This is a genomic window from Streptomyces sp. ICN903, assembly GCF_022015835.1.
Lineage (GTDB): Bacteria > Actinomycetota > Actinomycetes > Streptomycetales > Streptomycetaceae > Streptomyces > Streptomyces fenghuangensis.
On record NZ_JAKMAY010000194.1, the window covers coordinates 1 to 11,275 of the forward strand.

The 11,275-nt window shown below is 73.9% G+C and carries 15 protein-coding genes; 3 read left to right on the forward strand and 12 right to left on the reverse strand.

Annotation, left to right across the window (positions count from 1 at the left end; all coding sequences use genetic code 11):
• A partial coding sequence (locus tag L7D48_RS19155) for a MerR family transcriptional regulator (RefSeq protein ID WP_256463001.1) occupies positions 1-333 on the reverse strand: 333 nt, incomplete at its 3' end.
• Between the two features lie 151 nt (positions 334-484).
• Between L7D48_RS19155 and L7D48_RS19160 the strand changes: the two genes are divergently transcribed.
• Entirely contained in the window at positions 485-886 is a 402-nt protein-coding gene (locus L7D48_RS19160; RefSeq protein WP_237880688.1) for a DUF3291 domain-containing protein, read from the forward strand.
• 73 nt (positions 887-959) lie between these two features.
• Here the strand turns inward: L7D48_RS19160 and L7D48_RS19165 are convergent, their stop codons facing one another.
• The 4 genes from L7D48_RS19165 to L7D48_RS19180 all read right to left on the reverse strand — a co-directional run bounded on the left by L7D48_RS19165 (position 960) and on the right by L7D48_RS19180 (position 4,061).
• Positions 960-1,640 (reverse strand): 1-acyl-sn-glycerol-3-phosphate acyltransferase, encoded by a 681-nt coding sequence (locus tag L7D48_RS19165; RefSeq protein ID WP_237880689.1) that lies wholly within the window; start codon positions 1,638-1,640, stop codon positions 960-962.
• Positions 1,641-2,001: 361 nt separating this feature from the next.
• Complete coding sequence (locus L7D48_RS19170) at positions 2,002-2,832, reverse strand: SAM-dependent methyltransferase (RefSeq protein ID WP_237880690.1); 831 nt, start codon at positions 2,830-2,832, stop codon at positions 2,002-2,004.
• Between the two features lie 130 nt (positions 2,833-2,962).
• On the reverse strand, positions 2,963-3,199 hold the full coding sequence (locus L7D48_RS19175) for a DUF397 domain-containing protein (protein ID WP_237880691.1): 237 nt from the start codon (positions 3,197-3,199) through the stop codon (positions 2,963-2,965).
• Between the two features lies 1 nt (position 3,200).
• Complete coding sequence (locus tag L7D48_RS19180; RefSeq protein WP_237880692.1) at positions 3,201-4,061, reverse strand: helix-turn-helix transcriptional regulator; 861 nt, start codon at positions 4,059-4,061, stop codon at positions 3,201-3,203.
• A gap of 137 nt (positions 4,062-4,198) precedes the next feature.
• On the opposite strand from L7D48_RS19180, the gene L7D48_RS19185 reads away from it, so the two are divergent.
• Positions 4,199-4,792: an ATP-binding protein gene (locus L7D48_RS19185; RefSeq protein WP_237880693.1), complete on the forward strand. Its 594-nt coding sequence runs from the start codon at positions 4,199-4,201 to the stop codon at positions 4,790-4,792.
• A 398-nt stretch (positions 4,793-5,190) separates the two neighbouring features.
• Here the strand turns inward: L7D48_RS19185 and dhaM are convergent, their stop codons facing one another.
• The 3 genes from dhaM to dhaK all read right to left on the reverse strand — a co-directional run bounded on the left by dhaM (position 5,191) and on the right by dhaK (position 7,329).
• On the reverse strand, positions 5,191-5,601 hold the full coding sequence (gene dhaM, locus L7D48_RS19190) for a dihydroxyacetone kinase phosphoryl donor subunit DhaM (protein WP_237880694.1): 411 nt from the start codon (positions 5,599-5,601) through the stop codon (positions 5,191-5,193).
• Entirely contained in the window at positions 5,598-6,197 is a 600-nt protein-coding gene (dhaL, locus tag L7D48_RS19195) for a dihydroxyacetone kinase subunit DhaL (RefSeq protein ID WP_237880704.1), read from the reverse strand. The genes dhaM and dhaL overlap by 4 nt, the downstream gene beginning before the upstream one ends.
• A 139-nt stretch (positions 6,198-6,336) precedes the next feature.
• Positions 6,337-7,329: a dihydroxyacetone kinase subunit DhaK gene (dhaK, locus tag L7D48_RS19200; RefSeq protein WP_237880695.1), complete on the reverse strand. Its 993-nt coding sequence runs from the start codon at positions 7,327-7,329 to the stop codon at positions 6,337-6,339.
• Between the two features lie 369 nt (positions 7,330-7,698).
• Here dhaK and L7D48_RS19205 point away from each other — a divergent pair, with 369 nt between their 5' ends.
• The gene (locus tag L7D48_RS19205) at positions 7,699-8,592 is read left to right on the forward strand and encodes a universal stress protein (RefSeq protein WP_237880696.1); all 894 of its coding nucleotides are present in this window, start codon (positions 7,699-7,701) and stop codon (positions 8,590-8,592) included.
• 278 nt (positions 8,593-8,870) lie between these two features.
• On the opposite strand, the gene L7D48_RS19210 is transcribed toward L7D48_RS19205, so the two are convergent.
• The 4 genes from L7D48_RS19210 to L7D48_RS19225 all read right to left on the reverse strand — a co-directional run bounded on the left by L7D48_RS19210 (position 8,871) and on the right by L7D48_RS19225 (position 11,221).
• Positions 8,871-9,137: a metal-sensitive transcriptional regulator gene (locus L7D48_RS19210; protein ID WP_101255927.1), complete on the reverse strand. Its 267-nt coding sequence runs from the start codon at positions 9,135-9,137 to the stop codon at positions 8,871-8,873.
• A gap of 38 nt (positions 9,138-9,175) precedes the next feature.
• On the reverse strand, positions 9,176-9,556 hold the full coding sequence (gene trxA / locus L7D48_RS19215) for a thioredoxin (protein WP_237880698.1): 381 nt from the start codon (positions 9,554-9,556) through the stop codon (positions 9,176-9,178).
• 217 nt (positions 9,557-9,773) lie between these two features.
• Complete coding sequence (locus tag L7D48_RS19220; protein ID WP_237880700.1) at positions 9,774-10,634, reverse strand: sulfite exporter TauE/SafE family protein; 861 nt, start codon at positions 10,632-10,634, stop codon at positions 9,774-9,776.
• A gap of 5 nt (positions 10,635-10,639) precedes the next feature.
• Entirely contained in the window at positions 10,640-11,221 is a 582-nt protein-coding gene (locus L7D48_RS19225; RefSeq protein ID WP_237880702.1) for a rhodanese-like domain-containing protein, read from the reverse strand.
• Between the last annotated feature and the right edge of the window lie 54 nt (positions 11,222-11,275).

An 11,275-nucleotide genomic window follows, 5' to 3' on the forward strand; every position in this document is an offset into this window, starting at 1 on the left:
CTCCTCCCCTCCGCGCTCCTCGCTCCTTCCGCCCCCCGCGCTCCTTCCGTCCGCCCGCGCGGACACCGGGGAGCTCAGGGCGTAGTGGGTGACGCCGAGCGTCTCGTACCGGTCCAGCGGCTCGGCGACCGCCTCCAGGACCTCCCTGGCGGCGGCCACCGAGATCCCGCCGAGCGTGATCAGCGCCCTGACCAGGCGCAGCCGGCGCAGATGGTCCTCGTCGTACTCGGCCTGGTTGCTGGCCGTCGCCCGGCCGGGCCGCAGCAGCCCCTCCCGCAGATAGAACTTGATCGTCGGGATGGGGACACCGCTGCGACGGCTCAGCTCGGACATCCTCACGGGGTTCCTCGATTCTGCGACGGGCGCGGTGTGTACCGCGAGCTGGCTGGAGAGTGTAACGTGTCGCTATCGATAGCAGATAGTGCCACTGTCCATCGGTAGGTGACGCCCGTGCGCCCTGCCCGCGAGTCGAGGACCCCGCGACATGCCCGAACTCTCCTGGACCACGGTCAACCCGGCCGCTCCCGCCACCGAAGCCGTCGTCATGGCCTCCCGGCTGGAGGTCGGCTCCCTGCGGCACGTCCCCCGTTTCTTCCGGCTCTCCCTGGCGTCGTGGCGCCAGGCCCGCCGCTCCCCGGGGGCCCTCGGCGTCTCCCTCATAGCCCAGTTCGGCCGCGGTGTCTTCTGGACCCTCTCGGCCTGGGAGAGCCGGGAGGCGCTGTACGCCTACGCCGGGGCCGAGCCGCACAGGTCGATCATGAAGCGGCTGCGGCCCGTCACGAAGGACTCCCACTTCGTCTTCTGGACCGTCCCCGCCGAGCGGCTGCCCGTTCCCTGGGAGGAGGCCCGAAACCGCCTGGCGCGGGAACGATCCCGGCAGCCCTGATTCGTCCGCGACGGCACCCGGCCGTCCCGGCGGGAGAGCACCGTACCGCCTTCTTCACGGCGGGCGGGGTGGTTCAGGCGGTCGCCGAGAAGTCCCCGCGGGAGTGGACGGGGTGGCCGGCCCGCTCCGCCGCGACCCGCCAGGCGGCGACGACCGCCCGGCGGGCGCGGGCGGTGGCCGTGACCACGTCGCCCGACAGCCGGACCGGCTCGCCGACGTGGACGTGCACGCCGGGGCGGCGCAGCGGGGCGGTGACGAACCCGGCGACCTGCTTGGCGGTGGACCCGGAGCTGATCCGGCGGGAGCCGGCCTGCCCGAGAGGCACCACCGGGGCGCCGGTGGCCAGCGCCAGCCGGGCCAGCCCGCTGCGGAACGGACCGGGCTCGGCCTCGCCGGAGTCCGCGCGGCGCGGCAGACCGCCCTCGCCGTAGATGAGCACGACCCGGCCCGCCGCGAGCGCGGCGGCGGCGCCCTCCAGCGAGGCGGCGGCCCGCTCGGTGCCCCGGTGCACCGGCACGTGCCCGTCGCGGACGAGGGCCTGGCGCAGGCCCGGTATCCGCCACAGCCCGGCGGTCGCCAGCACCACGGGCCGGGTGTCCAGGCGGTGCAGGGCGGCCAGAACCACGCCGGGGTCGGCCAGGGAGGTGTGGTTGGCGGCGACGATGCTGCCGGGCGCGAGGTCGGCGCCGGGGTCGGAGGTGACCCGCAGGCGGCCGAGAGCGGGGACGACGGTACGGGCGACGGTGCTGAGCACGGCGGGCTCCTCTGGATACTCCTGCGCGGTTGCCGGTGCGTCCGCCGGACGCCGGACACCGGATGCTCGATGCCGGACGCGGGGAAGGGCGGCGGACCCATCCTCGCCGGGCGCGCCCGGCCGCACCTGAGTAGCCGTACTCATCCGCTCCGGGCGTTCCCGCAAGGACCGGGGGCGGCAGGGGCCGCCGGCGACCGGGACGGTGCTTCCGGAGAGCGCCGGAAAAGTGTGCCAAGCGGTGGAAGCAGACGTACACGGGCCCCGCCGCTCGTGGGGGAAGCGGCGGGGCCCGCGGCTCGTGTCCGTACGCCTCGGCGCACCGTACGGACGCGTGGCCGGAACGGCGGCGCGTGGCCGGCGGCTACCGGCCCGGCTTGCGGCCCAGGCCGCCGGCCACCAGCAGACCGGCGATGTCCAGCGGGGCCTTCACCGGCTCGTCGGGCTGCCAGTACGGCAGATAGACCACGCCGGGCTCGACCATCTCCAGGCCCTCGAAGAAGGCGGCGATACGCGCCATGCTCCGCAGCTGACCCCGGCCGAGGGCCTGCCGCAGCACCGACTCCAGGCCGCGGGCCTCGGGGGTCGAGGAGCAGAAGTGGGTGAGCAGCAGGTAGCCGCCCGGCCCCAGCCACCGCTTGTAGGTCTCCACCAGCCCGTCGGGGTCCTCCTCGTCGAGGAGGTGGTGGACCACGGCGTTGAGGATCAGCCCCACCGGGCGGTCCGGATCCAGCATGCCGGTCACGTCGGGATGGCCGAGCAGGACGTCGGGCTCGCGTATGTCGGCGGTGACGACGACGGTGCGGTCGTCGTCCTCCAGTAACGCGCGGCCGTGGGCGAGGACGATGGGGTCGTTGTCGACGTAGACGACCCTCGACCCGGGGTTGACCTCCTGGGCCACCTGGTGGGTGTTCTGCGCGGTGGGAAGGCCGGAGCCGATGTCCAGGAACTGGTCGATGCCCTGGCGGGCCATGTGGCGCACCGCCCGCACCAGCAGTCTGCGGTTGGTGCGGGCACCCTCGCCCCCGTCGGGGAAGGCCCTGGCAACCTGCTCGGCGATCTCCTGGTCCACCGGGTAGTTGTCCTTGCCGCCGAGGATGGCGTCGTAGACGCGGGCGATGCTGGGGACGGAGGTGTCGATCTCGACCGGCTCCCGGGCCGACCGGCTCCGTGTCCAGCTCATGTCGTCGGCCATGTGGTGTGTCCTTACGTCTGTGTGAGTGGGCGGGTGGATCGGGCAGGTCGGGCGGGTCGGGTGGATCGGGTGTGTGCGGGCCCCCGGACGGCGGGCGGGCCTGGAGCCGGCCGGCCGGGGGCCCGCGGGTTCAGGAGAGGAGGAAGTCCGCCTCTCCCGCCTTGGCGCCCTGGACGAAGGCGCTGATCTCACCGGGGGTGCAGATCAGCGCGGGACCGTCCGGATCGGTGGACTGGCGGATGGCGACCCGGCCGTCGGGCAGTCTCCTCGCCTCCAGACAGTTGCCGCCGTTGCCGCCGCTCCACGGCCTGTGCCAGCCCTCGGCACCGAGGTCGCTGGCGCGCATGCCGTTGTATATGCGGTCCATCTCAGAGCTCCCTGCGGAAATCCCGGAGGATCTCCTTCGTGCGTCGTGCCGTTGCCGCCTGGGCCGACATGCGGTCCAGGAGTTCGAGGTGGGAGGCGACCTCGGTGCGCTCGTCCAGGTAGACGGCGCCGGTGAGGTACTCCACGTAGACCATGTCCGGGAGTTCGGGGAGCCCGAAGCGGAACAGGACGAACGGCCCGTAGGTGCCCGGATGGAAACCGGAGGAGAACTCGGTGATCTGCAGGGTGACGTTCGGCCGCTCCGCCTCCTCCAGCAGCCGGTCGACCTGGGCCCGCATGACCTGCGGCGGCCCGACGGGACGGCGCAGCGCCGTCTCCTCCACCAGGACCCACAGACGCGGGGCGTCCGCGCGGGTGAGCAGGCGCTGGCGCTCCATGCGCAGCGCCACGTGCCGCTCGACCTCACCCTTGACGGCCCGGCCGACCGCGCCCTTGCGCAGTATGTGCCGGGCGTACTCCTCGGTCTGCAGCAGGCCCGGGACGACATGCGGCTCGTAGGCCCGGATCACCCTGGCGGAACTCTCCAGGCTGACGTGGACGCTGAACCAGTCCGGCAGCACATCGCGGAACCGCTGCCACCAGCCCGGCCTGTTGGCCTCCTCGGCCAGCGCCACGAAGGTCTCGGCGTCGCGGCCGGCGACCCCGTAGGCCTCCAGCAGCAGACGGACGTACGGGATCTTCAGCGCGACCTCGGCCGTCTCCATCCTGCGGATGGTGGCGGAGGCGACGTGGAGGACCTTCGCGGCCTCCTCGCGCCTCAGTCCCGCCTTCTGGCGCAGGTCCTGGAGCCGCCTGCCCAGCACGAGCTGCCCCACGGTCGGTGCCGACCGGGGCTCACTCATCGCCTGCCCCTCCTGGTGTCCTGGCCATGTCCCGCAGTGTGCCACGGAGTTGACGGAGCGAACACCCTGTATCGGCAACTCTGCATTCTTCACAGTGGCCCTTGCCAACTGTCCCGCGCGGTGAGCATAGTGACGGTGTGACACGGTTCACCTCGACGCGGTCCAAGGCGTGCTGCACGGTCCACGACCGCCTCCTCCCCCCACCACTGGAACCGGTCGTCCCACCGGGCGGGACCGGCCGCCCTGCGGTGGCAGCCGGAGACCGGCCCCCGCCGCGCGGAACGGAGTTCGCCCTGCCGGCGCGCGCCGAGTCGGTGGCGAAGGCACGCCGCCTCGTTCGGGGCCTGCTGGCCGGATGGGGCGCGGACGAGGAGACCCGCGACACGGCGGCCCTGGTGGTCTCGGAGCTGTTCACCAACGCGGTGGTGCACACCGGCAGCGGATCGGTGGTGTGCGAACTGCGGGAGGAGAGGGGCGCCCCGGGCGGGGAGGAGGCGCCGCTGCGCCTGGAGGTGCGCGGCCGCCGCCCGGGCCCGCCCACCGGCTCCGCCTCCCGGGCGCGACTGCCGGGAGAGGAGCACGGCAGAGGGCTGATGCTGGTCGAGGCCGTCAGCGAAGCCTGGGGGATCCGGGAGGCACACGGCTGCGGCTGGTCGGTGTGGGCCCGGCTGCCGTCCCCCGCCGCGGAACGCCGATGCGCGCCCCGGGCGCCGGACGGCGCGGCAGACTGAGACTCCCCGCGGACCTGTCCGCTCCGCTCGGATACGACGCCGTCGGGGTGGACGCCGGCCCGGGACCGTGGTTCGGACGGAAGCTGCCCCGGGCGGGCTGTGTGTTCGCCGACACCGAGCGATGGTGGTGGATCGTGCCCTCCGGGGCCGACATCGGAAGTGGCGTGGCCGTCGGCGGTCCGCTACGCGGCCGGCGCCCTCATCGCCCCGCACACCTCCGGAAGCGGGCCGCGCCTGGCCCACCGGCCCGAGGACGGCATCCCCTGCGCCCACCCCGTGGTGCTCTACATCGCCGTCTGCGACGCCGTCGGCGTCAGCCCGGTCCGGACGGAGGGACACGACCGGGCGGCGGTGCGGGAACCCCCGCGAGGGCGGAGGGCGGGCGGTACGGGACCCGGTCAGGCCTTGCGGTAGCCGTACGCCTCCGTCGCGGCCGCCGCGACCGCGTCCAGGTCCGCGCCGGTGGAGGCGGTGACCACGGCCGCGACCGCGCCCTCGACGAAAGGCGCGTCCACCAGACGTGTGCCCGGGGGCAGTTCGTCCTCCTCCGCGAGGAGCGTGCGCACCGTCAGCACCGCGCTGCCCAGGTCCGCCAGCACCGCCACACCCGCGCCCCGGTCGACCCGGCGGGCCGCCTCGGTGATCAGCTCCGAACTGGTGCCCAGCCCGCCGTCCCCGGTGCCGCCGGCGGGCACGACCGGGACGTCGGCGCCGCCCGCCAGCCCCAGCGCCATATGGGCGACGGACTCGGCCACCTGCCTGCTGTGCGAGACCAGTACGACGCCGACCCGGCCGCTCACCGCGCTCATGCCCGCTCCCCGGTCGCGACGGTGCGGGCGGTGTCGGCGAGCGCGGCGAAGAACAGCGCCGAGGAGGTGGCGCCGGGGTCCTGGTGCCCGATGCTGCGCTCGCCCAGATAACTGGCCCGGCCCCTGCGCGCCCGCATCGGCACGGTGGCCGCGGCCCCCTCCTCGGCGGCCCTGCGCGCCGCCTCGAAGTCGCCGCCCGAATCGCCCAGCGCCTCGACGGCCGGGTACAGCGCGTCCAGCATCGTCTTGTCGCCCCGCGCCGCGGAACCCAGCTGCGCCACCGCCTCCACCCCGGCGCGCAGCGCCTCCCGCAACCGGCCGGGATCCGCGGTCTCCTCCGTGCCCAGCGTCTTGCCCGCGCGGCGCAGCAGCGTTCCGTACAGCGGGCCCGAGGCGCCGCCGACGGTGGAGATCAGCCGGCGCCCGGCGAGGGCGAGCACCGCGCCGGGGGAGGAGGGGGCCTCCTCCTCCAGGGAGGCGACCGCGGCGGTCAGGCCGCGCCGCATGTTGGCGCCGTGGTCGGCGTCGCCGATGGCGGAGTCCAGCTCGGTCAGCCGGTCCTCCTCCCGGTCCACGGCGGCCGAGACCGCGGACATCCATCGGCGGAAGAAGTCGGCGTCCAGTGCGACGGTCACCACGGTCTCCTTGTCTGCGGGCTGCCTGCGGCTGCCTGCGGGCCGTCTGCGGGCGGCGCCTGCGGTGGCCGCGTACGTTTCCCTGCCCGGCAGCCCGGGATCACATGCCCCAGCGCAGTGCCGGGGTGCGTACCGGCGCGTCCCACAGCCGCAGCAGCTCCTCGTCCGCCTGGCACAGGGTGACGGAGCAGCCCGCCATGTCGAGCGAGGTGACGTAGCTGCCGACGAGGGTGCGGGCCACGGCCACACGGCGCTCGCCGAGCACCCGGTGGACCTCGGCGGCGAAGCCGTACAGCTCCAGCAGCGGGGTGCCGCCCATGCCGTTGACCAGCGCCAGCACGGGACGGTCCGGGCGCAGGTCGTCCAGCACCGCGTCCACCGCCGTGTCCGCGATCTCGCCGGAGGTCATCATCCCCCGCCGCTCGCGGCCCGGCTCCCCGTGGATGCCGATGCCCAGCTCCAGCTCGCCGGGCGGCAGGTCGAAGGTGGGCTTGCCCCGTGCCGGGGTCGTGCAGGCGCTCAGCGCGACGCCGAAGCTGCGGGAGGACTCCACCACCTGCCGGGCCACCGCCTCCACACGCTCCAGCGGCGCTCCCGCCTCGGCCGCCGCGCCCGCCAGCTTCTCCACGAACAGCGTGGCGCCGGTGCCGCGCCGCCCGGCGGTGTAGGTGCTGTCGACCACCGCCACGTCGTCGTCGACCAGCACCCTGGCGACCCGCACGCCCTCGTCCTCGGCCAGCTCGGCGGCCATGTCGAAGTTCAGCACGTCGCCGGTGTAGTTCTTCACCACGAACAGCACTCCCCGCCCGCTGTCCACGGCGGCCGCCGCCCGTGCCATCTGGTCCGGGACGGGGGAGGTGAACACCTCGCCGGGACAGGCCGCGTCCAGCATCCCGGGGCCGACGAACCCGCCGTGCAGCGGCTCGTGCCCCGAGCCGCCGCCGGAGACCAGCCCCACCTTGTCCGCGACCGGCGCGTCCCGGCGCACCACCACCCGGTTGTCCACGTCGACCGTCAGCTCCGGATGGGCGGCGGCCATGCCGCGCAGGGCGTCGGCCACCACCGTCTCCGGCACGTTGATCAGCATCTTCATGACTACCTCCGGACGGGAACGGCGGACACCGAGGCGGGAGAGGGACGGCGGGCGGACGGGAAGGGGCGAGAAGATCAGTATCGCGGCGGACGTGCCCCAGGTCACCCCCGCGTCGTACGGACGGATGGCCGCGAGTGCGCCAGTCCGGAAAAACTGTGCCAAGCGGTCGCCGCACAGCCGTCGGGCGACCACGGAACCGCTTCCGGGCGGAACCGGGGACGTATGGCCCCTGTCCCCCGGCCGTGCGGCCCTATGAAGGAGCATGGAAGAGGATCAGTGTGATCAGTGCACAACGGAACACGGTGCGGAGAAGCTGAGCGGGCGGTACGGACACGGCCGCGGCTTCCGCGCGGAGTTGGGAGAGGGAAGATGAACGGACCGGTCGTGGTGGGAGTGGACGGCTCGCCGTCGAGCCTGGACGCGGTGGCCGCCGCGGCACACGAGGCACGGCTGCGCGGTGTGGGGCTGCGGGTGGTGCACGCGTTCCTGTGGCCGGTCCTGCACGTGCCGCTGGGGCCGTCTCCGATGGGCCCGCCCGAGGGCGGGCTGCGCAACATGGCCGACAAGCTGGTGGCGCAGGCGGTCGAGCACGCGGGCGGCGCGGAGGCCGGGATCGAGGTCGAGGGCGAGGTCGTCGTCGGCGAGCCGCTGACGGTGCTGGAGGCCCGGTCGCGGTCCGCGTCGCTGGTCGTGGTCGGCAGCCGCGGCCTGGGCGGTTTCACCGGACTGCTGCTGGGCTCCACCGCCGTGCACCTGTCCGCGCACAGCCACTGCCCGGTCCTGGTGGTGCGCGGCAGGCCGGACCCGACGGGCCACGTGCTGCTGGGCGTGGACGGCTCGGCGGCCGGTGAGGCCGCCGTCGGGTTCGCGTTCGCCGAGGCGTCGGCGCGGGGCGCTGCCCTGGTCGCGCTGCACACCTGGAACAACTGGACCGGCCCGGTCTCCGGCGGTCCCGCCGAGCCGCTGCCCCTGGTCTACGACGTGGACATGCTCCGGGACGAGGAGGATCGGGTGGCGGCCGAGGCGCTGTCGGGCTGGCAGGCGAAGTACCCCGACGTCACCGTGCACCGGCAGCTTGTCCAGGGGGGCGCCCGCCAGGCGCTGATCGAGGCCAGCGGCAGCGCCCAGCTGCTGGTGGTCGGGGCGCGCGGCCGGGGCGGCTTCTCAGGTCTGCTGCTGGGCTCGGTCAGTCAGGCCGCCCTGCACCACGCGCACTGCCCCGTCGCCGTGGTCCGGGCTTCCGGAGCCGACCGGAAGGGCTGAGACGGTGCCGCGCCGCCCGGATTCCCCTGCGGCCTCCGCCCTCCGTGCCGGTGGTACCCACCACGGGCCGCTCCTCCACGAGGCCGTGCTGCCGCGGAGATCGATCCCGACCGCGGTCCGGCGGGGGGCGGGGCGGCGCGGCCCGGGAACCGCCGCGTGGCGGACCGGAGCCGGTCCTGGTGACCGGCGGGTGCTCCGACGGGCTCGTGCCCCACTGGATTCGGGGCGTGCGCCCCCGAGCGGGGGCGCACGCCCCGAATCCAGTGGGGCACGAGTGTTCAGGACAGGGAGAGGAAGAGCTTCTCCATCTTCTGGGCGTCGAGGCTGTCCGCGCCGCCCTCCTGTGCCATGCACTGCTTGAGGCCGCTGGCCACGATGGAGAAGCCCGCCCGGTCCAGCGCGCGGTTGACCGCGGCGAGCTGGGTGACGACGTCCTCGCAGTCGCGTCCTTCCTCCAGCATGCGAAGGACGCCGGCGAGCTGGCCCTGGGCGCGCTTGAGGCGGTTGACGGCCGATCGCACGTTCTCGGGAGGAAGCTGGACCACGGTGGTCGATCCTTTCGTTCGTTCCGCGCCGGGCGGGCTCAGTCGCTCTGGCCGGAGCCGGAGTTCTGGGCGGCGACGGAGGCGTGCACCTCGTCCATGTCGAGTCCGCGGACGGCGGTGATCACCTGGTCCAGGGCCTGGGCCGGCAGTGCGCCGGGCTGGGCGAAGACCAGGACTCCCTCGCGGAAGGCCATCAGGGTCGGGATGGAGGTGATGTCGGCGGCGGCCGCCAGGGCCTGCTCGGCCTCGGTGTCGACCTTGCCGAAGACGATGTCGGGGTTGGCCTCGGAGGCCTTCTCGTAGACCGGGGCGAACATGCGGCACGGGCCGCACCAGGAGGCCCAGAAGTCGACCAGGACGATGTCGTTGCCGGTGACGGTCTTCTCGAAGTCGGCGGCGGTGAGTGCGACGGTGCTCATATGGTGGTTCCTTCCGTTTCACCGGGATGGTGGCGGTTGATACCCCCTGGGGTAGTCAACGCCAGGGTGGGGCGGAACATTCCGCCTGCTCCGGTGCCTTCCGTCCGACGGGCGGCACCGGTATGCCAGTGTCCCGGTACACCGGTACCCCGGAGCGCCGATGGGAGGCGTTCCGGGGTACCGGATCCGGGGCGGGGCCGGGGTCAGGTGCCCGGGGTCAGGTGCCGTGCACGGCGCGCCGCAGCGGACAGCGGTCGACGAAGCCGTAGCAGACACCCGCTCCGGCGCCGAGCGAGGCGACGGCGGCGAGGATCGGCAGACGCATGTCGGCGGGGGCCTGCTGGACCAGGACGAAGGTGCCCATGCCCAGCACGAACCAGGCGAACAGCCGGGAGAGGACGTCCGCGGGGACGCGTCCGGCCAGCCTGGCCCCGGCGAGGCTGCCGACGATCGCGGAACCGGTGACGGCCAGGGTCAGTGCCCAGTCGATCTGGACGGTGGAGAGGTAGCCGGCGAACCCGGCGGCTGACTTCATCGCGATGACCAGCAGCGAGGTGCCGACGGCCACCGGCATGGGCAGTCCGCCCAGCAGGGCCAGGGCGGGTACGACCAGGAAGCCCCCGCCCGCGCCGACCAGGCCGGTGGCCAGGCCGACGGCCGTTCCGTCCAGCAGTACCCGTCCCACCGGGAGCTGCTTGTGGACCTTGCCGGGGTCGACGCTCCGGCGGCCCCGGAGCATGGCGGCGGCGGTGACGATCATCATGACCGCGAAGGCGATCAGCAGGACGACGTCGGGGATGCTGCCGCCGATGAGCCCGCCGGCGTAGGCGCCGGCCATGCCGGCCGCTCCGAACAGCACGCCGGTGCGCCGGCGGACCCGCCCGCCGCGGGCATGGTTGATCATGCCCACGGCGGAGGTGACGCCGACGACGAACAGGGAGGTGGCGATGGCCTCCTTGGCGTCCATGCCCGCGACGTAGACCAGCAGCGGCACGGTCAGGATCGACCCGCCTCCCCCGAGAAGCCCGAGGGAGACGCCGACCAGCAGCGCGAGGACCAGGACGAGCGTCAGCGTCATGGTGGTCACCTGCCGCCGGCGAGCTGCGCGACGGCCTTGCGCGGATCGAAGGACGGAGTGCGGTTCCACGGCATCTTCGACAGCAGCACGCCCATGGCGCAGGTGTTGCTGATGGCGGCGAAGGCCAGGCCGCCGCCGACGAACGCGGACAGGGCCTGCAGTCCGGGCACCACGAAGCTGCCGAGGGCGCCGACCAGGACGAGGGAGCCGGCCACCAGGCGGACCTGGCGCTCCATGTCCCAGCGCTCCTGGCCGTAGTTGGTCGGGGCGCCGGACTTCTCCCAGGAGGTCATGCCGCCCGACAGGACGCTCAGCCCGGGCAGCCCGGCCTCGGCGAGGGCGCGCTCGGCCTGGCCGGCCCGCTGCCCGGAGCGGCACACCAGCACCACGTCGGTGTCCAGGTGCCGGGTCAGCTCCTCGCGGTGTTCGCGCAGGGTGTCCAGCGGGACGTTGTAGGAGCCGGGGATGTGCGCGGCCTCGAACTCGGCGGGGGAGCGGACGTCGAGCAGCCGCGGCGGGTGCTCCGAGTCGAGCTTGGCGCGCAGTTCCTCGGCGGTCAGGCCGCGGGGAGTGGTGGAGGTGGTCATGTACTGCTCTCCTGCTGTATCCGCTGGTTCAGGGGTTTTCGGGGGTTCGGGGGT